Source organism: Clostridium beijerinckii HUN142 (assembly GCF_000621745.1).
GTDB classification, from domain to species: Bacteria; Bacillota; Clostridia; order Clostridiales; family Clostridiaceae; genus Clostridium; species Clostridium beijerinckii_A.
The window spans coordinates 476,329-500,947 of the sequence record NZ_KK211335.1; the positions used below are offsets into that span (position 1 = coordinate 476,329).

19 protein-coding genes are annotated in these 24,619 nt (G+C 29.8%); 17 read left to right on the forward strand and 2 right to left on the reverse strand.

Going from position 1 to position 24,619, the window contains the following annotated elements:
• The first annotated feature begins 86 nt into the window (after positions 1–86).
• The 5 genes from T483_RS0120300 to T483_RS0120320 are packed head-to-tail and all read left to right on the forward strand — an operon-like array spanning position 87 to position 7,511.
• The gene (locus T483_RS0120300; protein ID WP_026888474.1) at positions 87–2,600 is read left to right on the forward strand and encodes a dynamin family protein; all 2,514 of its coding nucleotides are present in this window, start codon (positions 87–89) and stop codon (positions 2,598–2,600) included.
• Between the two features lie 7 nt (positions 2,601–2,607).
• Positions 2,608–3,297, forward strand: coding sequence for a hypothetical protein (locus tag T483_RS0120305; RefSeq protein WP_026888475.1), 690 nt, complete (start codon positions 2,608–2,610; stop codon positions 3,295–3,297).
• A 6-nt stretch (positions 3,298–3,303) separates the two neighbouring features.
• Positions 3,304–5,076, forward strand: a complete 1,773-nt coding sequence (locus T483_RS0120310) for a dynamin family protein (RefSeq protein ID WP_026888476.1) — start codon at positions 3,304–3,306, stop codon at positions 5,074–5,076.
• Positions 5,077–5,081: 5 nt separating this feature from the next.
• Positions 5,082–6,887, forward strand: a complete 1,806-nt coding sequence (locus tag T483_RS0120315; RefSeq protein WP_026888477.1) for a dynamin family protein — start codon at positions 5,082–5,084, stop codon at positions 6,885–6,887.
• A 30-nt stretch (positions 6,888–6,917) separates the two neighbouring features.
• Positions 6,918–7,511, forward strand: a complete 594-nt coding sequence (locus T483_RS0120320; RefSeq protein ID WP_026888478.1) for a DUF1349 domain-containing protein — start codon at positions 6,918–6,920, stop codon at positions 7,509–7,511.
• Positions 7,512–7,674: 163 nt separating this feature from the next.
• Here the strand turns inward: T483_RS0120320 and alr are convergent, their stop codons facing one another.
• Positions 7,675–8,838 (reverse strand): alanine racemase, encoded by a 1,164-nt coding sequence (alr, locus tag T483_RS0120325; protein WP_026888479.1) that lies wholly within the window; start codon positions 8,836–8,838, stop codon positions 7,675–7,677.
• A gap of 415 nt (positions 8,839–9,253) precedes the next feature.
• On the opposite strand from alr, the gene T483_RS0120330 reads away from it, so the two are divergent.
• The 3 genes from T483_RS0120330 (at position 9,254) to T483_RS0120340 (ending at position 13,397) form a co-directional block, all read left to right on the forward strand.
• A complete protein-coding gene (locus T483_RS0120330; RefSeq protein ID WP_026888480.1) occupies positions 9,254–9,742 on the forward strand; it encodes a complex I 24 kDa subunit family protein in 489 nt (162 codons plus the stop codon).
• Entirely contained in the window at positions 9,732–11,612 is a 1,881-nt protein-coding gene (gene nuoF, locus T483_RS0120335) for an NADH-quinone oxidoreductase subunit NuoF (RefSeq protein ID WP_026888481.1), read from the forward strand. The genes T483_RS0120330 and nuoF overlap by 11 nt, the downstream gene beginning before the upstream one ends.
• Before the next feature lie 81 nt (positions 11,613–11,693).
• The gene (locus T483_RS0120340; protein WP_026888482.1) at positions 11,694–13,397 is read left to right on the forward strand and encodes a [FeFe] hydrogenase, group A; all 1,704 of its coding nucleotides are present in this window, start codon (positions 11,694–11,696) and stop codon (positions 13,395–13,397) included.
• 207 nt (positions 13,398–13,604) lie between these two features.
• Here T483_RS0120340 and T483_RS0120345 read toward each other — a convergent pair whose 3' ends face one another.
• Positions 13,605–14,000 carry a pyridoxamine 5'-phosphate oxidase family protein gene (locus T483_RS0120345; protein WP_026888483.1) on the reverse strand — a complete coding sequence of 132 codons (396 nt, stop codon included), beginning with the start codon at positions 13,998–14,000 and terminating at the stop codon, positions 13,605–13,607.
• 127 nt (positions 14,001–14,127) lie between these two features.
• On the opposite strand from T483_RS0120345, the gene T483_RS0120350 reads away from it, so the two are divergent.
• From T483_RS0120350 to T483_RS0120390, 9 genes are all read left to right on the forward strand, one after another.
• A complete protein-coding gene (locus T483_RS0120350) occupies positions 14,128–14,478 on the forward strand; it encodes a winged helix-turn-helix transcriptional regulator (RefSeq protein WP_026888484.1) in 351 nt (116 codons plus the stop codon).
• 473 nt (positions 14,479–14,951) lie between these two features.
• Positions 14,952–15,425: a metal-dependent transcriptional regulator gene (locus tag T483_RS0120355; protein WP_026888485.1), complete on the forward strand. Its 474-nt coding sequence runs from the start codon at positions 14,952–14,954 to the stop codon at positions 15,423–15,425.
• 203 nt (positions 15,426–15,628) lie between these two features.
• Positions 15,629–17,014 (forward strand): L,D-transpeptidase family protein, encoded by a 1,386-nt coding sequence (locus T483_RS0120360; protein ID WP_026888486.1) that lies wholly within the window; start codon positions 15,629–15,631, stop codon positions 17,012–17,014.
• A 133-nt stretch (positions 17,015–17,147) separates the two neighbouring features.
• Entirely contained in the window at positions 17,148–18,881 is a 1,734-nt protein-coding gene (locus tag T483_RS0120365; protein ID WP_026888487.1) for a flavin monoamine oxidase family protein, read from the forward strand.
• A gap of 118 nt (positions 18,882–18,999) precedes the next feature.
• Positions 19,000–20,391, forward strand: a complete 1,392-nt coding sequence (locus T483_RS0120370) for a L,D-transpeptidase family protein (protein ID WP_026888488.1) — start codon at positions 19,000–19,002, stop codon at positions 20,389–20,391.
• A gap of 146 nt (positions 20,392–20,537) precedes the next feature.
• Complete coding sequence (locus tag T483_RS0120375; RefSeq protein ID WP_026888489.1) at positions 20,538–21,224, forward strand: response regulator transcription factor; 687 nt, start codon at positions 20,538–20,540, stop codon at positions 21,222–21,224.
• Positions 21,211–22,617, forward strand: a complete 1,407-nt coding sequence (locus tag T483_RS0120380) for a sensor histidine kinase (RefSeq protein ID WP_026888490.1) — start codon at positions 21,211–21,213, stop codon at positions 22,615–22,617. Before T483_RS0120375 ends, T483_RS0120380 begins: the two co-directional genes overlap by 14 nt.
• Positions 22,618–22,954: 337 nt before the next feature.
• Complete coding sequence (locus T483_RS0120385; protein WP_026888491.1) at positions 22,955–23,938, forward strand: efflux RND transporter periplasmic adaptor subunit; 984 nt, start codon at positions 22,955–22,957, stop codon at positions 23,936–23,938.
• A 19-nt stretch (positions 23,939–23,957) separates the two neighbouring features.
• Positions 23,958–24,611 carry an HlyD family secretion protein gene (locus T483_RS0120390; RefSeq protein WP_026888492.1) on the forward strand — a complete coding sequence of 218 codons (654 nt, stop codon included), beginning with the start codon at positions 23,958–23,960 and terminating at the stop codon, positions 24,609–24,611.
• The last annotated feature ends 8 nt before the right edge of the window (positions 24,612–24,619 follow it).

The window sequence follows — 24,619 nt, forward strand, 5'->3', positions numbered from 1 at the left end:
TATTTTATTTCATATGCCTTGTCAGAACTATGAAAATACATAAATAAAATATAGCATGAATTAGTCTAATTGTTATGGAGAGTTTTATGAGAAAAGATAAATACATATTAAATATAATTAATGAGATAAATGGAGTTTTAAGTAAAAATAATTATAGAGAGAACAGATATAATAGAGATATAGCATGGTTTGAAGAACGAAAAAGCATTTATGATGATAACATAATAAGGATTGCTATTATGGGAATAACTAGTAGTGGAAAATCTACTTTAGTAAATGCTCTTCTTGGTGAAAAGATTTTACCTATGGCTATAAGGCCTAGTTCAAGTATTATAATTACAGCATCAAAAGGATTAAAGAGACAAGCTATTATTTATTTTAAAGATAGTAAACCTAAAATATTAGAGACAGAAAATTTAAATGAGGATGCTATAGCAGAATATGCAGATGAGAGCAAAAACCCTGGAAACAAGCTTAATGTCACTCAGATTGATATAAAAACACCCTATTTCATGTTAGATGAAAATATACATATAATTGATAGCCCTGGATTAGATGCATGGAACTTAGAGAATCATGAAAAATTGACATTAGAGATTTTACTTCCGACAATTGATATCTGCATATTTGTAACTACAGTTAAGGCTAATAGTGATGCAACAAATGCTGAAAAAATTAAAATCGTAAGTGAAAAAGAAAAGCAGATAATTCTAGTACAAAATATGATAGATTCAATTGAAGAGAAGATTGGTAAGAATGGAATAGTTGAAGAAGATAAAATTACTATATTAAAAAAGCATAAAAAGAGGGCAGAGAAGATTTTAAGAGAAATTACAGATGACAAAAAAATATCGGAAGTTATTCAAATATCAGCGCTTAATGCACTGAAGGGTATTGTAAATAAGGATGATGAAAGATATGCTAATTCTAATTTTGATATGTTTATTAAGACCATAGAAAACTGTGCGGAAAATACTATTCCAAAGCTTAATGGACAAAGAGCTGAAAGCCTAATAGAAAAAATTGATAATATAATTTCAACTGATGAAAAAATCATAAATGGGAATAACTTGGGTGAAATAGAAGCACTAATAAATGTAAATAATAAAGAAATTGATAATCTTGCGAATAAATTTGAGTGTGCCCAGAATGAAATAGCTGAAAAAATAAAAGAAATTGAAAATGTTATTACAAGGATTATGAATGAAATATCATCTGTGTCATCTGAAAATATTGAAGATTATTTAGATATAGTAGATAGAATTAACAATAAAAATTTATATATTGAAAGCGATATTTTAAGCACTGTTAAGAGGTGTGAAAAAGCTAAAAGGAGAATATATGATAGCCTTAATTTAGATATAAGGTCATCTTATGTTTTGCCGAGTATCGAAAGTAGAAATATCGAGATTAAGCATAAATATGAAGAAAGAACTATGTTATTTAAAAAAGAAGGAGTCCTAAATAAGGGAAAAAGATTATTATCTAATATATTTGATAAGGAGTGGGGATATAAGGAAGTAGGATATGATGAAAGAATAATAGATAAAGATGAGACTATTAAAATGGCTCAAAAAATATGTAGTGAAAATAAGGGTAGATATATAAGTATATTAAAGGAATGGAGTAATCAATATACAAAAGTTATAGATACTTTTTATGAGGAAGTAGCAAGAAGAACAGATGAATTTGAAGAAAAAAAAGAACAAAATATAGAGCTTTATGATATAGGAGAAGTAAATAAGGAGCTAATAGCTATTAAAGGCAAGCTCTCCAATTTAAGAGTTGATGTAAAAAGTGAGGTAGCAGTAACAAATGATAATTATGAAAAAAATATTTCATATAATATTTCAAATATGCATTATAATTTTTACATGTTAAGTAATAAAGTTTTAGAAAAGAATTATCTATTAGTTGGAAAGTATATAAATAAAAAGTGTGAGGAAAAGTTTGAAAATAGAGGACTAAAGCTTTTCTGGACATGGGATATAGATTCTTGCAGAGATTTCATTTCTAGAATTTATGGAATTGATTTAGGTTCGGAAGAGTGTGAAGTAATAAAGAGGGAAGGTCTATATAGATTTGGAGATATAGCTATTATTTATGAATCTGGAAAAGGCACTCTTAAGTTTTATGAAAAACTTAGGAATATAAAAGATATGACGTATAGTATGTTTATTATTTTTAATGGGATACAAATTGGAAATTCTAAAAAGCAGATTTTAGAAAGTAGAAATTTAAACTATTTCTTTAAGGATAATAGCAATTTATCAGTTAATTTAGTAATAGATTCATGCAGAGAATTTATAAATGCAAATAATATAGAGGAGCTACTGATAGAAGTTAAAAGTCTAAAAGATAAGGTGATTAGCAGGTTTAACAGTATAAGACCTGAGTATATATTGATTAATTCTAAAAATCCAATATATAATATGGCGCTAATAGAATTACAAGAGATTCATGAATTTTTGATAAGTGATTATAAAGTTATAAAAGAAAAACTGATTGAAAATCCTTTATCAAGAGGAGCGGAAGAACAAGAAACTATTGAAAAGATTTTAAGCTATTTTTTGAATACCTCTAAAGAGGAAGGAGTATGAATACATAATGGAAGAAAGATCAATTTTGATTCAAAGTGATGAAGTTACAAAAAATATAATGAGTGAAATACAAGATGATATGTTAAGTTTACTTTCAAGAGCATCTAGAAATATGACAGAGGAATTAACGGAGAAATTAAAGCCAGTAGAGAGAAAAATAAATGATTTAAGAGAAAACTTTCAAGAGTTTCAGGAAGAAGAATTTGAAGAAAAACTTGAAGATTTAAATAAGAGCATATTGAAAATAAGAGAAGCGACAGAAAAGAGATTGGAAATAGTAATACAAAAGAGTATAGAAGAGCAAAGCAAGGTGCTGTTTAAATCAATAGAAGAAAGATTGGCAATCTTGGGATTAAAAGTAGTAAAAGATGCAGCAAATAATAAAGAAGCGATTTTAAATAAATTAGATAATATTAATTTGAATAAAATAGAAGAAAAATTAGAAGTGGTTGAAAAATCTATTGAAAATAAAGTTGAATCTCTAGAAAAATCGGTGGAGTATAACTTAATTAATAATAAAAATTCAATTTTAGGAAAAATTAAGGATATTGACAGTAAAATTGAAGATAAAGATAGTATAATAGAATTAATAAATAAATTAGAAAATGAGCTTAATAGCAAGATTGATTGCATACAGGAAGAGGTAGAGTGGGGGAATAAATCATTCTTTTCTAAGATTTTCAGAAGAAGGAGATAATAAATAATGACATATATAAATTTAATAGAAGATGAAAGGTTTTATAGTTTATTAGAAAAGTATATTAATAATGGCAAACAAGGTATAGATTATAATAAATATTTTAAACATTTTATTGAGAATTTAAATAAGAAAGAAATAATAGTTCCAGTTTTGGGAATTCAAGGTGCAGGAAAAAGTAGTTTTTTAAATGCCATATTGATGGAGGAAAATATATTACCTACAGATGTTGATGAAACAACTTGTGTACCGGTTGAGGTCAGATATGGAGAGAATATTGATGAAGCTGTAGTATATTATCTTAATGGAAGAAAAGAAGATATACATATAAATGAATTGGAGAAATATGTACATAACGATTATAATGAAGCTAATAATCTTAAAGTATCTAAAATAGTATTATATAATAAAAACGATATTTTAAAAGATAATATAGTACTTGTTGATTTACCAGGAGTGGGAAGCTTAACGCCACAAAATCAGAAAACTACTTTAGAGTATGTAGACAAGCTAACAGCGGGAATATTTTTGATTAGGACAAATCCTCCTATCACAAGATCAGAGAAAAATTTTATAAATGCTTTATGGCCTAAATTAGCTAATACTATTTTTGTTCAAAATAAATGGAATGATGAAAGCATTGAAGATGCAAATGAGGCAAGAGAACATAACTCAGGTGTATTAAGTAGTATAAGTTACGCTCATAATGAAGAGAGAGAGATAAAAGTTGATATAGTAAATGTTTATGAAGCTGTTAAAGGAAAATTCACTGGAGATGAAGCTGCTTATAATGATTCAGGAATAGTTAATGTAATAGAGAAAATTAAAAATATATCGAAAGAATATAATAAAGATTTAATAAATGTTTTAAATCAAAGAATTAACGAAGCTTTAAGGAACATTAATGATAGGATAACTACTTATAAGACTTTAGCATTAAATGAAGACAAGCAAAATACGCTAGAAAAAGAAGAAAGAATCAAAGAGATAAAAACAATATTATCAGAGAATAAAAGAAATTTAAGAAACTTTCGAACTTATGCAGAAGATGAAATGAATAATATCATAGATAATTCATCTAAAATAATAAAAGAAAACATTGAAAATTTAAGAGTAGAGTTAAGAAGAATTATAAATAAAGGAATAGTTGATGGCAATAGGCTTAGCTTAATATATAAAGAAACATCTGATAAAGCGATAAATAATATAATGGATGAGATTTTGAACAGTATTGGTGAATTTATAAAAAATATAAATAGTAAATTTGAAAATATAAAGATAAAAGGTTTTAATGGAACTTATGAGAATATATCTTTTTTTAATAAAAAGAGTTCAATAAAATATGAAAAGTCAATCCCAGCATTACTTGGGGTATCAACCGGAGTAATTGGAACAGTTGGAGCAGTAGGAATGCTTGGAGGTCCTGTAGGAATTCTGGTTGGAATGGGGATAAGTTTAGCCTTTTCTTTGATTGGAGATCATATGCGAAAAAAAATAGTTGAAAGCAGAGCTCACTATACTTTAAAAGATTTGGAGCCAATGATAGAGGATTTAGAAATATATTTAAAAGAAGAAATAACTGGAGATCTAATGGCAAAACAAAAAGAAATAGATGAATCAATAAAGGCAATGAAAGCAAATCTAGAAAATGTATTTAAGCAGGATATGGAGAATTTGGAAGATCAGTATGAAACTACTTATAACGAAGAAAATATTTTAGAGTTCGAAAAAGATTTAAAAACATTGAAGGAATTAATTGAGGAGTATAAGGAGAAATAAATATTATGAATATTTTTAAAAGCTGCGTTGATAGACAAAGCAGGATTGATAAGGTCGTTAATATTCTTGATAATGATGAAATTACAGCAAAGAACTTATTAATAAAAGATAGAATAATTAATCCAGCTCACTATATTGTTATGTTAGGAGAAACTAGCTCAGGAAAAAGTGCCTTAATAAATAGTATTTTTCAAAGGAAAATACTAGTGGAGAGTGTTAAACCAACAACTGGAGTTGTCACAGAGGTTATAATAGATGAGAATTCTGAAGAGACGTTATTTGCTATAAATAACGATTTAAGCATAGATGTTTTGGATGTAGATAAATTCTCCAATCTTACAGTAAAACCATGTAGTAGTCTAAATAGATTGAGGTATATTGGACCATGCAAAGATCCGAGATACTCTGGAATGAGAATTTTTGATACTCCTGGATATGGATCGCTTGTTGAAAGACATGAAGAAGTTTTAAAGAATTTTATACCAGAAAGTGATTTTATAATATACGTTGTGTCTTATAAGAGTGGAATTGGAGAAGATGATTTTCAGTTTTTAAAGTATGTTGGGGAAATTATCAATGATAATGTAGAAGTTGTACTTGCAGTAAATATGTGCCCACAAAATATAGATGTTAATAATAAGAGAATTCATGAAATTAAAAAAAGTGTTTGTGAGTGTATTCATAAAGATATAGAAGCATTTCTTATTGAAAGTAGTATTGAAAAGAATCCTGATACAGATAAGCTTTGGAATTATATTTACAAAAAAGTTAATGATCCAGATAAAGAAGAAGAACTTTCAGAAACTTTGAAGAATTATCAGGATTACTTATTACGTGAATGTGATATAAAAATTAGTTCTAGAATTGCAGAAATAGAATGTGAAAAAGAAGAAGTAGTGGAAAAAGCTAATGTAATTAAGGAATTTTTAGATAAAAAAGAGGCGATACTAGATATCATAGAAAATGGATTTGTAAAAATAAAATTAAAAGCAGTAAGGCTTATAGGAAAATCCGATATAAAAATCAAGGAAAATATTACGAATTATGTATATGATGAAAGTAAATGGTCAATGAAAGAAGAAACCTTCACCTTAATGCAGCATTACTATGTTCCAAAGCTAACAAATGAGGAAACTGAAAATTTAAATGCTTATATTGAAGATGAAGTTATTAATTTAGGTAGAGAAGTTGAGAATATTCTAAATGCAGAGATCATTAAGCTGAGAGAGAATGTTAAAAGAAGCACACCTTCATATAACAAGGTTGTAGAAGATATTATAGAAAAACACAGAGGGGATTCTATTGAAAGAGCCACAGGAGAAATGTTTAGAACGGCATATAAAGGTAAATTCAATAATTCAGAAAATAATTATGCTGTTAGTAAAAACTTAAAGAAGCTTGCTAGCACATTTGAAAGATCATCTATTGGAGAAACTAATAATAACTTGAATCATTTATTAAAAACAATAAAAGCTACATCATTAAAAGGAATTACCGAATCTTTAAATGTTTTTACAGATTCTATATTCTTTTTATACGACTCCCTAACTTGGCAGAAAAATACAATTGAAATATCTATAAATGCGATAGATAATTGGGCAAATAATATTGAAGGGACTCTAAGAAAATACTTAGATGAACTGAAAGAAATAAGTAAAGAAGAAGTATTAGTTTTATTTGATGAATTAAGTGAGGAATTTACTAATACAAAAGATGAATTGAAAAATATAAGTTCTGAAGAATTAGTTAGATTAAAGAAGGAAATAGAATTTCTATTATATAAATGCATGCTTATAAATCTGACCAAATAAAGGTATCTTAAAAAAATGGAGTGTTTAGAGATGTTAAATTTAGATTTTAGTAAAGCTGAATGGATTAACAGATCTAGTAAATTTGATTTAGAAAATCAAAGGATTATTATTAAAACAGAACCGAATACAGATTTTTGGCAAAGAACTTACTATGGATTTAGAAATGATAATGCACCTGCATTATTACTTGAAACTGAAGAAAATTTTTTTTCCTTTACTATTAAAACTGACTTTAATAGTAGAAAACAATTTGATCAATGTGGAGTTATAATTTATCAAGACGATAGTAATTGGTTTAAAGCGTCTGTAGAATATGAAAATGAAAAATACCAGAGGTTGGGAAGTGTAGTTACTAATAATGGCTTTTCAGATTGGGCAACTACCGACATAGAGGCAAATATTAAGACGATGTATTATAGACTTAGCCGTAGAGAAAGCGACTATTGTATTGAAAATTCTACTGATGGAAAAGTTTTTAAGCAAATGAGAATATTTCATTTGTTTAAAGGTGACAGAAAGATAAACTTTGGTTTATATGCGTGTAGTCCATCAAAGTCATCATTTGAGGCCGTATTTTCAGAAATTAGTATATCAGAATGTCTCTGGGATAAACATGAAGATTAGTAGTTGATAATATAAAATTTTAATAAATACAAATAACGATGTCTATACATAAATTTACATAGACATCGTTATTTGTATTTATATAGAAGTGTTTAAATTTTCAACTTAATAACTAACAAGATAGAATAAAAGCATAAAGTTTATTTTTATAAATAAATTTAATCTAGAGATAATTTCTTACATTAAATATTTTTCCGTTTTTAATATAAACCCTTGGAATTCTATATTTAAGCATACAAAGTATTTCGTAATTGATTGTTCCCATTATTTCTGCGAAATTATCTGCATTAAATTTGAGTCCATCTTGTTCGCCAAGAATTATAACTTCATTGCCAACGTTTATATCACCATTAATATCTGTAACATCAATCATACATTGATCCATACATATTCTTCCGACAACAGGAGCAAATTGTCCATTTATAATAACTTTAGCATTTGGGGCTAGTAATCTAGAATAACCATCTGCATAGCCTATTGGTATAGTAGCGATTAAACTTTTTCTCTCAGTCTTAAAAGTTCTTCCATAACTTATATACATGCCTTTATCCATTTCTTGAACGCGAGTTATAATTGCTTTTAATGTTAATGCTGGTTTTAAAGAAAGATTTTCTTTTTTTACTTCATTTGATGGATAATAGCCGTAAAGTATGATTCCAGCACGAACAGCATCTAGGTAAGTTTTTGGCATGTCCATGATTGCGCCGCTATTAGAGACGTGTTTTATAGGAATTTCTATATTAAGATTTGAAAGTTTCTTTAGCAAATCCGTAAATTTTTCAAATTGTTCATTAGTATATTCTTTATCCTTCTCATCAGAAGTAGAAAAATGAGTAAATATTCCGATTACTTCTAGTCCTTCTAAGGAACAGATTTTACAGATATCATCTATTGCTTTTTCAGTTGGTAGAAATCCTATTCTTCCCATTCCAGTATCAATCGCTATGTGGATTTTAGCTTTTTTATTAACGCTTAATGCTGTTTTTGATAATTCTTTCGCATAATCTAAGTCATATACAGTTTGTTCAAGATCATATTTTATTAATTCTTCGTTTAGATACGAAGGGGTATATCCGAGTATCATAATAGGGGCTTTTATATTATCATTTCTGAGTTCAATTCCTTCTGTTAGGACTGCTACGGCAAGTCTTGATGCACCATTTTCAAGTAAAGTTGGAACCACATCTAAAGCTCCATGACCATAACAATCCGCTTTAACGACCGCGATGACATCTTTATCTTTCGCTAAGTTTTTTATATTTTTCATATTATAAGCTATTGCATCTAAATCTATTTCTGCATATACAGGTCTAAGTATCTTTTGCATTTGCCTACACCTCACAATTATTATTTATATTAAAACTATGTTTAGTATCTTAATCGCTATTGATTATAAACTAATTTAAGTATTCTTACAAAATATATTTTAGTTAATAGATAGAAATAAAAAAAGAACCACTAATGTTAGAATTTATATATACAGTGGTTTTTATGCTATTTTTTACTTGTTTAATTAGGAATTTTTAATATTTTATATGTTCTTTTTGCAAAAATTTATATGGATAAATAATTGTAAATTAACATACATTATTTTACATAGCAAGTTATTTGTGTAATCAATGTTAAAACAAAGGAGAAAATGATTACATGTAGAATAATAGATACTAATAAGAGAAATCTTGACTCATAGTGGTCTTGATATAAAAGGTACTTAATTATATATAATAGGAGGGTGGATGATCATGGTAAATCAAAAAGAAATAAAAAAACTAGATGATATTTTAATTTCTAACAATTATGACAAGACACAAATTATTACTATTATGCAGGAAATTCAAAAGGAATACCGGTACCTGCCAGAAGAGGCGTTGTGCTATATAGCAAAAGAACTTAAGCTTAGTGAAGCTAAAGTATATGGAGTAGCAACATTTTATGAAAATTTCTCTTTAGAACCGAAAGGAAAATACGTGATTAGAATTTGTGATGGAACTGCTTGTCACGTAAGAAAATCAGATCCTATTCTTAGTGAGTTTAGGAGTGAATTAGGGCTTTCAGGGAAAAAACGTACAACCGATGATATGAATTTTACAGTAGAAACAGTATCTTGTCTAGGGGCATGTGGATTAGCTCCGGTTTGTACTGTAAACGATGTAGTACATCCGTCAATGACACCAGAGAAAGCAAAGAATTTGATTAAGCAGTTAAAGGAGGATTTAGCAAATGAGAATTAATACAAGAGAAGAGTTAAATTCTATAAGCTCGAAATATAAAGCTGCTTTAGGTACACAACGTAAGCAAATATTAGTATGTGCAGGAACTGGATGTGTAGCAGGTGGATCTCTAAATATTTATAGAAGACTTAAGGAGATAATAAAAGAAAAGGGATTAGAGGTTACATTAGAATTAAAGGAAGAACCGCATGACAATACTATAGGTTTGAAAAAGAGTGGATGTCATGGATTTTGTGAAATGGGACCTTTAATAAGAATTGAACCGGAGGGGTGGCTATATATAAAGGTAAGTATAGATGATTGTGAAGAAATTATTGAAAAAAGTATTATTAGGAATGAAGTAGTTGCTAGTTTAAGTTATAAGGATGGGGACAAGCTTTATAGTAAGCAAGAAGATATTCCGTTTTATAAAAAGCAAACTCGTGTAGCTTTGAATAATTGTGGTCATGTTAATGCAGAATCTATTGAAGAGTATTTAGCAGAAGGCGGATATAGTGCTACTGCGAAAGCTCTTTTTGACATGACTTCTGAAGAAATTATTAATGAAATGTCTGAGGCACATTTAAGAGGCCGTGGCGGTGGTGGATTTCCTACAGGGAAGAAATGGGCTCAGGTATTAAAGCAGGCGGAATCGGAAAAATATATTGTATGCAATGGTGATGAAGGTGATCCGGGAGCATTTATGGATAGAAGTATGATGGAAGGAAATCCACACGGTGTTATTGAGGGGATGATTATTGCAGGAATTGCAATAAAAGCACACAATGGATATATATATGTTCGTGCAGAATATCCTCTTGCAGTAAAAAGATTGCGAATAGCTATTGAACAAGCTATGGAAAAAGGACTTTTGGGTGATAATATATTAAATTCAGGTTTTGATTTTCATATTCAGATTAACCAAGGTGCAGGGGCATTTGTATGTGGAGAAGGTAGTGCTCTAACAGCTTCAATTGAAGGAAACCGTGGTATGCCTAGAGTTAAGCCTCCAAGAACTGTAGAACAAGGTTTGTTTGGCAAACCAACAGTACTGAATAATGTAGAAACATTTTGCAATGTGGCCCCAATAATTAATAAAGGGGTGCAGTGGTATAAAACTATGGGGACTGAAAATAATTATGGAACCAAAGCGTTCGCTCTTACGGGAAATGTAAATAATACTGGATTAATAGAAGTTCCAATGGGCACAACATTGAGAAAGATTATATTTGATATTGGAGGAGGAGTAAAAGGTGGAGAATTTAAGGCAGTACAAATTGGTGGACCGTCTGGGGGCTGTCTATGCCTTCGTGAAAATCATCTTGATTTAACTTTGGATTTTGATTCGTTAAAGAAAGTAGGTGCCATGATTGGAAGTGGAGGCCTAGTTGTTATGAATGATAAAAATTGTATGGTTGAAATGGCTCGTTTCTTTATGAATTTCACTCAAAATGAATCTTGTGGTAAATGTATACCATGCAGAGAAGGTACTAGAAGAATGTTAGAACTATTGAATGATATAGTAGAGGGTAAAGGTACTTTGGAACACATTGATACATTAGAAGAATTAGCAGAAACTATTTCAGATACCGCGCTTTGTGGGCTTGGAAAGAGCGCAGCATTTCCAGTTAGAAGCACATTAAGATATTTTAGAGATGAATATATAGAACATGTTGTAGATAAAAAGTGCTCAGGAGGTGTATGTAAGTCATTAATTTCATATGAAATTGATAAGGAGAAATGTAGAGGTTGTTCAAAGTGTGCTAAGGGATGTCCTGTAGGAGCTATTACAGGAGAAATAAAGAAATCATATGTCATTGATAAGTCAAAATGCATTAAATGTGGTAATTGTATTGAAGGTTGTACATTTAAGGCGATTAGAGTAATTTAAGGAGTTCTTCAATAATATTATTCTCTTTTTCATTATTTATAATATGAAGTTTATAAATTACAGAAAGGATGGTAAAAAAATATGTCAAAATATATGGTTATTGACGGCAATAGGATAGAATTTGATAGAGAAAAAAATATCTTAGATTTAGTTAGAAAAGCAGGAATTGATTTACCAACTCTTTGTTACTATACAGATTTATCAGTTTATGGGGCATGCAGAATGTGTGTGGTCGAGGATGAAAGAGGTAGCATTTTAACATCTTGTTCTACGCCACCAAAAGATATGATGTCAATTAGAACTAATACACCAAAGCTTCAAAAGTATCGTAAGGTAATTTTAGAATTGTTGCTTGCAACACATTGTAGAGATTGCACTATATGTGAAAAGAATAGCAAATGTAAGCTCCAAAAACTGGCATTACGCTTTGGTTTGACAAACATTAGGTTTAAAAGCATTGAGGGAAAAAAAGATTTAGATACATCATCTAAATCAATCATTAGGGATCCAAATAAATGCATTTTATGTGGCGACTGTGTTAGGATGTGCAATGAAATACAAAGTGTAGGAGCAATTGATTTTGCCCATAGAGGTTCAAATATGGTAGTAAGTCCGGCATTTGGGAAAAGTCTTGCAGATACAGATTGTGTGAATTGTGGACAATGTGCTACAGTGTGTCCTACTGGAGCAATAATTATTAGAAGTGATATTAAAAATGTTTGGAAAGCAATATATAACCCTAAGCAGAGGGTTGTAGTACAAGTTGCTCCTGCAGTGCGAGTTGCTTTAGGTGAAGAATTCGGTATAAAATCTGGTGAAAATGTTATGGGGAAAATTGCTGCAGCCATGAGAAGATTGGGATTTGAAAATATTTATGATACTTCTCTAAGTGCTGATTTAACAGTAATTGAAGAATCAAAAGAATTCTTAAAGAAGTTAGAATCGGACGACAATGAGTTTCCACTATTTACTTCCTGTTGTCCGGCATGGGTAAGATATGTAGAAAATAAATATCCAGAATTATTGCCTTATGTATCTAGTTGTAAATCACCAATGGAGATGTTTGGTGCTGTTGTAAAGGCGTATTTCAAAGAAAAAGATTCTTTAGAGGATAGAGAAACAATATCTGTAGCAGTTATGCCATGTACAGCTAAAAAAGCAGAGGCAGCTAGAGAAGAATTTATAAGCGATAATATTCCAGATGTTGATTATGTAATTACTACAGCAGAATTATGTGCAATGATCAAAGAAATTGGAATACAGTTTAATGAAATTGAGGCGGAATCTTCAGATATACCGCTATCTTTATACTCTGGCTCTGGAGTAATATTTGGGGTTACAGGAGGAGTGACGGAAGCTGTTATTCGTGAAGTTATTAAAGATAACGCTCCAAGAATGTTAAAGGATATAGAATTTATAGGCGTTCGAGGTATGAAAGGGGTAAAAATATGTGAACTTCAAGTTAAAGGTAAACCTATTAGAATAGGCATTGTTAGTGGTCTTAGAAATGCAGAAAGTTTAATTGAAAAAATCAAGAGTGGAGAAGAACATTTTGACTTTGTAGAAGTCATGGCATGTCCTGGAGGGTGTATAGCTGGAGCAGGACAACCTTTTGGATTAATGGAAGAGAAAAATGAAAGAGCAAAAGGATTATACAAAGTAGATAAGGCTACACAAATCAAAAGAAGTGAAGAAAATCCAGTTGTTAAATCTTTATATGAAGGAATGTTAAAGGATAAGACAAAGGAATTATTGCATGTTCATTATGGTGAAAGTAAACATTAAAATCTAAACTCGGCAAAAAATTAATATATATTGCAATAATAGATTTAAGTTTAAAAGTTGAGTAATCCAATTACTCAACTAAGTTCAGAATGTACAGACTCAAGCGTAACGTATGCTTATTAAGCATGATTATAAAATATTAACTTGCTACCTTATAATTAAAGCTATACTTCAAATATGAGTATAGCTTTTTAGAATATATAATGATTATAGCTTAATTGTTTTAGGTCCGCTAGTAAAAGAACTAAATGTTACAATTGCATCTTCAAGATAAAATACTTCAAAGATGTTATCATCTAAACTGTACATCTTTTTTAATGATGGAACCGATTCTAACATAGCTGCTTTTGCTTCTGAACTGGAATCAAAAACTGCTTTTCCACTTAAACGAATCCATTCACCTTTAGGAGAAGTTGTAGATAGTTCAACCTTAGGATTTGCAACTAATTGTTCAAAAACAGATTTAGTATTGTTTGTCGTAAAATACAATTTGTTTTCATATTTCATTACTGCACCAAAAGGACGTACTCTTGGTTGATCACCATCCATGGTTGCGACATAGAAGATAGGGTTGCTAAGCAAAAATTCTAATACTTCATTCATCTTAATTGCTCCTTTAATTTTAATATGTTATAATCTCTTTGTACATAATATAGGTTATTACCATAACTTTTTCAAGTAGGATTATTTTAAATACATAGTATCATAAATATACTAAAGGGAGTACATAATGGAGGAAGATTATAATTTATTTGGTAAGTGTCCGTTTGTAACAGCACAAAGAATTATCGCAGGCAAGTGGGCAATAATGATTTTACATACCTTAAGTACAAAAACACTTCGTTTTGGAGAATTACAAAAATTATTACCTGAATTAAAGCAAGCTACATTAACAAAACAGCTTCGTAGTTTGGAGGAATATGGCCTAATAAGACGTCAGGTTTTTCCACAGGTACCACCTAAAGTTGAGTATTCATTAACCGAGATAGGGAAAGAATTTAAATTAGTTTTGGATAGTATATCTATTTGGGGAGAAAAATATATCGAACATATAAAATTAGCTGAGATTTCGCAGAAATAAATATATAATAAATTAAAAGTGCTACAATTTTAAATATTAGATTGTAGCATTTTTAATTTTTTTTGTGATCAATTACCCATCATGTTGTTTTTTAATATTTAGATAATATTAAATGCTATGGTTTTTCTAACAATGATGTTAACTGAAAGTGTAATAACCATAGATATAGTTAATAGGATCTTCAATAATATATTCAATTTGTTTATGTTAATCAAAGTTAAGTGTAGAAATTTTTTGGAACACCATTAGTAGTCCAATTTACTTTGTAAATATTTATTAGTTAAGTCGTATTAAGTGTAACTATGACTATTCAATAAATTAGTATTCATATTTATTAGTCTTTTTGTATATTATTAGTAAGTTTAAGTTTAGAAAAAAGTTTTTCTCTAGGCTGAGATATGAATAGTAATTTAGAAATCACTGTTAACAACATATTGGTATTAAAAATATAGTGAAATTGGATGGTGAAGAATATGGAAAAAAATTTTCATACTGCAAGAGGTTATGAAAATATAAACTTGGCAAGAAAATTGCTTACTCCGTCTATGGAAGATTATTTGGAAATGATTTACAGATGCAGCATGGAAGAAAAAGTTGTTAGGCTAAACAAAATAGCACAAATGTTAAATGTTCGCGATTCATCGGCATCTAAAATGATGAAAAAGTTTGGAGAATTGTCCCTTATAAAGTATGAAAAGTATGGGGTAATAATTCTGACAGAGGAAGGAATAAATATAGGTAGATACTTGTTAGAAAGACACAATATTGTAAAAAAGTTTTTGGAATATTTGGAGTGTAAGCAAGATATTTTAGAAGAAACAGAATTAATTGAGCATATTATTAGCAGCGAAACTATTAAAAATATAGATATGCTCAATATGTTTTTTGCAGAGAATGGAGATATATTAGAAAAATATCGAAATTTTAAAAAGAGAAATAAAGAATAATGACACATATAACTTTGTGATTCTTTATAAAGAATAGAGTACCTTGTAAGTGAAATGGTATACTTTGAGTATTAAGAAGTATTTAGTAAGATAATATAGGATATATTGTAAAAGAATAATATTCTGGAAAAATAAATGGGTAAATAAAGCATACATTATTTATTACATATATTTGTATAATAATAACGGGGTGAGACGTTATTATGGAAATGCAGAAAAATAAACACAAAAAGCTTTTAATAGGCATTATAGTTTCATGTTTTACTTTACTTGCTATATATTTGGGGCTGGCAATATATTTTATGAACCACTTTTATTTTGGTTCTACGGTTAGTTGTATTAATGTTTCAGGTAAGACTATACAAGAAGTTGATGAAGAAATGCCAAATGAAATTGGAAATTATACTTTGAAATTAAAGGAAAGAGGAAATAATGAAGAACAAATTAATGGAAATGATATAAAGCTAGAGTATAATTCAGATGGAAAGGTTAAGGAACTAAAAGATAAGCAAAATCCATTTGAGTGGTTTGTTTCATTATTAGGCACAAATGATTCTAAGATAACGAATGTAGTTACTTATGATGATGAGTTACTAAAAAAGAGCATTGATAATCTTTCATGTTTTAATAGTAATAACGTAAATGAACCACAAAATCCTAGCTTCGAGTATACAGATGATGGGTATAAAATTATTGATGAGGTATATGGTAATAAAATTGATAAGATGGCATTACATGATAGTATTGTGAATGCAATTCTTAATGGGGAAGCAACATTAGATTTAGATGAAGGTGATTGCTACGAAAAACCTCAATATACTTCAAAATCTCAGGAGGTTATTAATACTAAAGATACCATTAATAAATATATATCTTCTAAGATAACTTATAATTTTGGGGATAAGACTGAAGTGATAAATGGATCTATAATAAACAAATGGATTAATGTAAGTAATAATTTAGAAATTACACTTGATGAACATAAAATTAAAGAATATCTAAGTAATATATTAGAAAATTATAATACAGTTGGTAAGGTAAGAAATTTTGTTACATCGTTAGGAACAACTGTACAAGTTAGTGGAGGAGATTATGGTTGGTTAATTAATAATGATGAAGAAGTAAAGGAATTAATTTCAAGTATAAAAGAAGGACAATCTGTAACAAAGGAACCTAAATATACACAATCAGCAATGTCCCCTGGTGGCAATGACATTGGAAAAACTTATGTAGAAGTAAATATGAGCAAGCAGCACGTATGGTTTTATAAGAATGGTTCTCTAATAGTAGATGGAGATGTAGTTACAGGAAATGTAAGTAATAATACTTCAACACCTACTGGAGTATATTCATTAAAATACAAGCAAAGAGATGCTACATTAAAAGGGCAAGGGTATAGCAGTCCGGTTAATTTTTGGATGCCGTTTAATGGAGGAATAGGAATTCATGATGCAAGCTGGAGATCAGTATTCGGTGGAAGAATTTATTTGACAAATGGTTCTCATGGGTGCGTGAATGCTCCATATTATTTGGCTAATACTATATTTAATAATATTGATGAGAAGACTCCGGTTGTTTGTTATTATTAAGCTATTATAGAGTTATTAATGGAAGAGTTACTAAACTAATGTTAAAAATAAGATCAGCTTTTAGCTGGTCTTTTGTAGTTATTAGAATAATATATTTAACTATAGTGATTTTGTTTAAAGGAGTGGGCTTTATTTGCCTAGAGAAACAAATTTTATTCAACCAGATAATCCAACTGATGAAGAAAGGCATGAAATGTTAAGGATGACATTAGAGGAAGCGAATCGTATTGAAGACTTCAATAATATAGTTGAATTATTAAGTCCACCAAAAGATATTACAACAATTTTACCTCCTGGAAGTTGTAAAGGGCTTAAGGTTGGTATAATAGGTGGAGGTATTGCAGGTTTAGCTTCAGCCTTTGAACTTAGAAAACTAGGTTTTGATATTACTGTTTTTGAAACAGAAGAGAAAAGAATTGGAGGGCGAGTTTACACCTACTATTTTGACGAGGAGAAAAGATTTTATGGTGAATTTGGCGCTATGCGTACACCAGTAGGTCATGAAACAACATGGCATTATATAAATACTTTTGGTATAAAAACAAGGCCATTTATTCAAAATAATAAAAATGCATTATTTTATATAAGACATAAGCGTGCGCGAAATGATCCTCAGGGCAAAAGTGTAATGGAAAATATATACCCGGAATTTAAATTGACTGAGAGGGAAAGAAATACTCCATGGCAGAAACTAATTGGAGATGCACTAGCAAGCAATTTATTAAAAATACCCCCTTCTATAAGAAAGGAATTATTAGAGGTAAAAGAAAATTATTCAGATATAATTAAATATGTTGGTAGCCTCGGAATAAGGGAAGTACTTGAAAAGATGGGATTAAGTGAAGGAGCGATAGAACTAATTTCGGGAGTCGCACCTTTTTTAGGTTCATTCTATTATAATAGTTACTCTGAAAATTTAATTGAAGAATATACTGTAGATTATGCATATAGGTATGAAATTGTTGATGGAGCAGTAAATTTACCACTAGCTTTTTATGATTCATTAATGTCAAAAAAACCAAAGGAATACAATAATATTAGGGATGAAGACTTGGGAAAAATATCTTGGGAAAGTGGAAAGACAGTGAAAAGCATATATAAAATTAATGATATAGAGGATAAAGTAGTGCTAGAATATGAAGATGAGAAGTCTTCTAAGCTTTACAGTCAAACTTTTGATTTTGTTATTTGTGCAATACCTTTCTCAAGTCTTAGGAATGTGAATGTATTTCCTATGTTTAGTACTGAAAAAATGCAGTCAATAAGGGAAGTTTTTTATACATCATCTCAAAAAACTCTTTTTATGTGTAACGAACGTTTTTGGGAAAAAGGAAACGCTAATGAGAAGATAGTTGGTGGAGGATCTAATACTGATTTACCAATTCAAACTATATGGTATCCTAGTCATAATTTTAGTACCAGCGATGGTGGGGCGATAAAAAATAATATGAGTGTTTCTGTTGGGAGAAAAAGAAGTGCTAGGGATGATCAAGGGGTTTTGTTGGCGTCATATAATTTAGGCTTAGATGGAATACGCGTAGGAAGCTTAGATGATAATGCACGATTTGAATTGATTAAAAGGCAAGTTGAGGATGTCCAGGGTCTTCCACGAGGATATCTTGATTATGTAGTAGAAGATCATAAAACTGTTGACTGGGATAGGGAAAAAGGATTTTATGGAGCATTTTGCTACTTTATGCCTCAGCAGCAAAAACTTTTTTCTAATGCGATGGTAAAGCCAGAATATAATAATAGAGTATATTTTGCAGGAGAACATGTTTCGTTAACGCATGGATGGATAGAGGGTTCTGTAAGTACTGCGATGAAAGCTGCAAATAAATTAGCAGAGTACTGTAAAAGTATGTGAGAGTGAGCTACCCTTAAATAGAAATGCATTTTCTATTTATGGTGGCTTTTTTTGGTGAAAAATTATATATTAATAATTTAGATTTTTTAGTATAATAGTAGCGAAGGGAGTAGATATAATGAGAAAAAGAAGAAATAAAAGTAGTAACAAGGTTATACCAGGGGTTATAATTTCTCTCTGTACTTTGGGTGCTATATATTTAGGTATGTCATTATATTCTATTAATCATTTTCACTTTGGAACCGTAATTGATGGGGTTAATGTTGGCGGGCAGACCGTTGAGGGAGCAGAAGAAAAGCTAGCTTCCCAAATGCAATCATATGCATTGGAATTAGACGAAAGAGGAGATGTAAAAGAACAAATTAAAGCTAGTGATATTGGATTAAAATATAATTCTGATAAAATCAAAGAATTAAAGAATAATCAAAGTTCATTTGCTTGGCCTAGTACATTTTTTAAGAAAAATAATTCTGAAGCATCCCAGATAATTATGTATGATGAAGAACAACTAAACCAAACACTAAATAAGCTTTCTTGTGTTAGTAACAAGAAGATAACCCAACCACAAAATGCTAGCCTAAATTATAAAGATGGAGAATACGAGATAGTAGATGAAGTTTTAGGAAATAAGATAAATAAAGATGCTTTACATGATAATGTAGCTAATGCGATCCTTGATGGGAAAACATCAATAGATTTAGATTCAAGCAATTGTTATGAAAATCCTAAATACACTTCAAAGTCAGATGAAGTAACTGCAGCGAGAGATACACTTAATAAATACATAGGATTAAAAATTACGTATGATTCAAATGGCAAAAAAGAAGTTTTGGATGGATCTACTATACATAACTGGCTTGGAGTAGATGACAATATGCAAGTTACAATCAATGAAGATAAAGTTCGGAATTATGTATATAAAATATCTAGCATTTATAATACTTTTGGTAGCACAAGAGATTTTGTTACAGCAACAAAAAAAACAGTACAAGTGAGTGGCGGTAATTATGGATGGATTGTTGATAACTCTAAAGAAGTAAAAGATTTAATAGAAATTATAAAGAATGGACAAGATGTGACAAAGGAACCAAAATATGCACAAAATGCATTTGTAAAAGGAACTAACGATATAGGGAATACTTATGTAGAAGTTAATGTTACTAAGCAGCATGTATGGTTTTATAAAAATGGAGCTCTAGTTGTTGATGATGATGTTGTTACAGGAAATGTAAGTAATAATACAGGTACACCAGTAGGTACATATGTTCTAAATTACAAAGAGAAAAATGCAACATTAAAGGGTGAAGATTATAGTTCACCAGTTGATTATTGGATGCCTTTTAATGGAAATGTAGGTATTCATGATGCTAGTTGGAGAAATGGAGTGTTTGGTAAGCAGATATATTTAACAAGCGGTTCACATGGATGCGTAAATTCACCTTATAATTTAGCAAAAACAATATTTGAAAATATTGAGCCGGGAACTCCAATTATAGTATATACTGAATAATGTACTATTTAATTTATATTTGTTAATAAAATTGTAATATTATTGAAATAGTATAAATAAGTAAAGTTATGCTAATATAAAAGCAGGTTTATAGATTAAAAATCTTGAACCTGCTTTTAATTTTAACATTAGAGAAGGTGTATATTATGGATATAAAAATTCTTGTAGCTGAAGATGACAATATATTTCGTGATTTAGTATGTGATATAGTGAGAAAAGAAGGGTACATGCCTATAGAAGCGTGTGATGGGGAAGAAGCTATTAATATGTTTTTTAATAATAATGATATTGATTTGGTCATATTAGATGTAATGATGCCAGTGTACGATGGGTGGGAGGTTCTTAAAGAAATAAGAGAAAAATCTGAAGTGCCAATAATTATGCTGACAGCATTAGGAGATGAAAAACATGAAGTGTTAGGGCTTAAAAAAGGTGCGGATGATTACATTGGAAAACCGTTTAGCTATGAGATATTCGTTGCACGCTTGAATAACATCGTAAAGAAAGTAAAGAAGAAATTCTCAGACGAAATAGCTGTAGGAAACTTAAGGATATATCAAAGAACTCATAAAGTAGTGATTGATGATGAAGAAATTAAATTAAATCCAAAAGAATATAATCTTTTACTGTATTTAGTTGGAAATGTTAATACAGTTCTAAGCAGAGAGCAGATATTGGATAAAGTATGGGGATATAATTTTGATGGTGATATAAGAACTATAGATACGCATATAAAAACTTTAAGGGCTAAACTTTCGGAACAAGGAGATTGGATAAAAACTATAAGAGGAAGTGGATACATGTTTGAGGTAGAAAAATATGAAAACAATTAAGACAAAATTATTTTATATATTTATGGTTCTTATGATTTCATTAGTTTTAGGTGGGATAATTTTAAATTCAGTTTTCCTAGAATCATATTATATTTATAAAAATAAGGGAGCCTTAGTGTCAGTAAGTCAGAAAATTAAGGATGAATATATGGAAGGTGAAAAAGACAATTATCAATATGCAGACACAATACAAAGTGTTGATAACATTAATACAATAATTGTTGATAATAATTATGATATAAAATACAATTCTATTCATCCTAAATCAAATGATGAAGAAAAACGTCTATCCAAGGAGATTAAACAAACTATTATAGAAAATGAAAAAAGACTTTCGAAAAAGTATGTTTACTATATTGATGAGAAAAATAATGATCAAAGGACAAAATTAGTATTTGTTTCACAAATTGAGAATGGAGATTTTATTATTCTAAAGAAGTCTTTTAAGAGTATTCATGAGAGCGTAGTAATTGCAAATCAATTTTATATATTGGCAGGACTTATAGTAATGCTTATTGGTGCTATATTTATTATTATTTTCTCTAATAAAATAACAAAGCCAATTATAGAAATGAGTAAAATTGCTGAAAATATATCTAATCTTAAATTTGACAAGGTTGTTGATATAGATTCGAAAGATGAAATAGGAAGGCTAGGAAATAGTATAAATAAGATTTCTGACAAGCTTAACAAAAGTATAGATGAGCTTAAGCAAGATGTGGAACGTAAGAAAGAACTTGTAAGGAATATGTCCCACGAATTAAAGACACCAATTGGGATTATTAAAGGTTATGCGGAAGGGCTTAAATTTGGAGTGGCTAATGATAAGGAAACAATGGATAAGTATTGCTATATATTAGTTGAAGAATGTGATAGAATGGATAGGCTGGTTAAAGAACTTTTACATTATTCTATGATAGAAGGTGGGATGATTAGTCTAAATGTTATATCATTTGATGTTAATGAATTTCTATGCAAAATTGTAGAACGATTTAAACCAGCAATCGATGAAAAAAATATTACATTTACCTTAGATTGCATGAAAGATTGTAAAATCCATGCTGATAGAGATCTGCTTGAGAAAGCTGTAAACAATTTTATTACGAATGCCATTGATCATGTGAAAGGCAGAAGAATTATTAATATAATTGCCAAGAAAGAAGAAAATAAAATAAAGATAGGTGTTTTCAATACTGGTGATAATATACGTAAGGAAGAAATAGATAAACTTTGGGATGTATGCTATAAAGTTGACAAGTCAAGATCGAGGAAGTATGGAGGTCATGGCATAGGTCTGTCATTAGTAAGATTGATTGCACACCTTCATGGTGGAATTACTACAGTGAAAAATATGGAAGAAGGAGTATTTTTCTATTTGGAAATACCTGAATAGATTTTCAAATATAAGTTTCTCTCTACTAGCATTTGTAAATATTGTTGTTTTTCAAAATTAAGTAACTAATTGAGTTTTGATATATTTTTACCCTAAATAAAGAAAAGATTAAAGTCATGCATAAATATATATGCATGACTTTTTTGAGTAAGGTATAGTTATATTTAAATTACATGTAAATTGCTAAGATATTTTAGCAAAAAGTGTATACGATTTCGAAAAAAATGTATAAATTCATGGAATAATATTCTTGATAACAAGGACAATCTATTGTATAATACATACTGTTAGTATGCGAACAATATGTATAAAAATAATTCGTACATGGAGGGTTAATATGAAAAAGACTATGTTAGTTTGTTTAGTTGTAGCACTAATGTTAAGTGGTTGCGGTTCGACTAATAACGGAAATACAAGCAATAATTCAAAAACTGCTGAAACTACTTCAGAGCAAGCTAAAAATAAATACATAATGGCTGGAAAAATAGAAGCAAATGATCAAGCGAATATAGCTTCAAAAATTTCAGCAAGAGTTTCAGAAGTACTAGTTGATGTTGGGTCAAAAGTAAATGCAGGTGATACTATAGTTAAATTAGATACTCAAGACTTGCAAGCACAAGTGAATCAAGCACAGGCAGCAGTTGATACTGCAAATGCAACGTTAACTAACGCTATGAATTCTACACGTCCAGAACAAATATCACAAGCTCAAGCAACTTTAGATAGTGCAAATGAAGCTTATGATGTTGCTAAGAAAAACTATGATCGTACTAAAGCTTTGGTTGATGCGGGAGCAAATACTCAGCAACAACTTGAAGCTGCACATCAACAGCTTACAACTGCAGAGTCACAACAGAAATCTGCACAAGAGCAACTAAACATGCTTAATAATGGAGCAACACAAACAAGTATAGATGTTTATAAAGCTCAAGTGGCACAAGCAGAAGCTGCTTTAAAAACTGCACAAACAACATTAAATAATGGAACTCTTACAGCACCGATTTCGGGTGTAGTAAATGCCAAAAGCATTAATGTAGGTGAGATGGCATCTCCAGGTGCAACTCTTGTTTCAATATCTAATCCAGATGCTTTAGTGGTAAATGCATATGCACCTTTAGATATTGCAGGTCAGCTTCAAGAAGGACAAGATGTAGTAGTTAAAGTATCAGAAGTAGATAATGTTGAATTTGACGGAAAGATAACTGTAATAAATTCAAAACTAAATTCACAAAGTAGAAATATTTTGGTTAAAGTTAGTTTATCAGACCCAAATTCACAATTAAAGCCTGGTATGTTTGCTGAAATTGGATTAAAGGAATAAGGGAAGAGGTGACTTGAATATGAAAGGAAAGCGTAAAATATTAATTATTGGAATATTGTTGGTAATTGTGGTAGCATTGGGTAGTATAGGATTCTACTATTGGTATGAAAATGCATACTATGTTTCAACTGAAGATGCAAGAGTTAATGCAGATTTTGTTAGTGTAACTCCACAAATTTCTGGTAAATTACTAGAGCTTAATGTTGATGAAGGAGAGAAAGTAACAAAAAATGAAATACTAGCGCGTCAAGAAATGAATAATCTTCCAGACACAAGTGTAGAACAATCTTTAGTAAGAGCACCTATTGATGGAATTGTAGTAAAGAAGCAGGGAACTGTTGGAGAACTTTTATCAACGGGTCAAACTTTAATTACGTTAGTAGATCCAACTAAACTCTATATTTCTGCTAACATAGAAGAAACAAAACTTGAAAAAGTAAAAGTTGGACAACCGGTTGATATTACTATTGATGAATATGATTCACAAAAGTTTGGTGGAAAAGTAAAAACAATAGGGGAAATATCTAATTCTGCTATATCATTATTACCATCATCAACAAGTGGGACCTTTACTAAAGTAGTTCAAAGGGTACCTATAAAAATTGAACTTGATAATTTCGATAGTAAAATTCTTCCAGGAACTAATGCTGTTATTAAGATTCATATTAAATAATGAGGTGA

What these genes read in the sequence shown, in the direction of transcription:
- T483_RS0120330 (WP_026888480.1), top strand. Translation starts at nt 9,254, where the DNA reads ATGGTAAATCAAAAAGAAATAAAAAAACTAGATGATATTTTAATTTCT.
- T483_RS0120375 (WP_026888489.1), top strand. Translation starts at nt 20,538, where the DNA reads ATGGATATAAAAATTCTTGTAGCTGAAGATGACAATATATTTCGTGAT.
- alr (WP_026888479.1), bottom strand. Translation starts at nt 8,838, where the DNA reads ATGCAAAAGATACTTAGACCTGTATATGCAGAAATAGATTTAGATGCA.
- T483_RS0120350 (WP_026888484.1), top strand. Translation starts at nt 14,128, where the DNA reads ATGGAGGAAGATTATAATTTATTTGGTAAGTGTCCGTTTGTAACAGCA.
- T483_RS0120310 (WP_026888476.1), top strand. Translation starts at nt 3,304, where the DNA reads ATGACATATATAAATTTAATAGAAGATGAAAGGTTTTATAGTTTATTA.
- T483_RS0120385 (WP_026888491.1), top strand. Translation starts at nt 22,955, where the DNA reads ATGAAAAAGACTATGTTAGTTTGTTTAGTTGTAGCACTAATGTTAAGT.
- nuoF (WP_026888481.1), top strand. Translation starts at nt 9,732, where the DNA reads ATGAGAATTAATACAAGAGAAGAGTTAAATTCTATAAGCTCGAAATAT.
- T483_RS0120300 (WP_026888474.1), top strand. Translation starts at nt 87, where the DNA reads ATGAGAAAAGATAAATACATATTAAATATAATTAATGAGATAAATGGA.
- T483_RS0120370 (WP_026888488.1), top strand. Translation starts at nt 19,000, where the DNA reads ATGAGAAAAAGAAGAAATAAAAGTAGTAACAAGGTTATACCAGGGGTT.
- T483_RS0120380 (WP_026888490.1), top strand. Translation starts at nt 21,211, where the DNA reads ATGAAAACAATTAAGACAAAATTATTTTATATATTTATGGTTCTTATG.
- T483_RS0120360 (WP_026888486.1), top strand. Translation starts at nt 15,629, where the DNA reads ATGGAAATGCAGAAAAATAAACACAAAAAGCTTTTAATAGGCATTATA.
- T483_RS0120340 (WP_026888482.1), top strand. Translation starts at nt 11,694, where the DNA reads ATGTCAAAATATATGGTTATTGACGGCAATAGGATAGAATTTGATAGA.
- T483_RS0120315 (WP_026888477.1), top strand. Translation starts at nt 5,082, where the DNA reads ATGAATATTTTTAAAAGCTGCGTTGATAGACAAAGCAGGATTGATAAG.
- T483_RS0120355 (WP_026888485.1), top strand. Translation starts at nt 14,952, where the DNA reads ATGGAAAAAAATTTTCATACTGCAAGAGGTTATGAAAATATAAACTTG.
- T483_RS0120345 (WP_026888483.1), bottom strand. Translation starts at nt 14,000, where the DNA reads ATGAATGAAGTATTAGAATTTTTGCTTAGCAACCCTATCTTCTATGTC.
- T483_RS0120390 (WP_026888492.1), top strand. Translation starts at nt 23,958, where the DNA reads ATGAAAGGAAAGCGTAAAATATTAATTATTGGAATATTGTTGGTAATT.
- T483_RS0120320 (WP_026888478.1), top strand. Translation starts at nt 6,918, where the DNA reads ATGTTAAATTTAGATTTTAGTAAAGCTGAATGGATTAACAGATCTAGT.
- T483_RS0120305 (WP_026888475.1), top strand. Translation starts at nt 2,608, where the DNA reads ATGGAAGAAAGATCAATTTTGATTCAAAGTGATGAAGTTACAAAAAAT.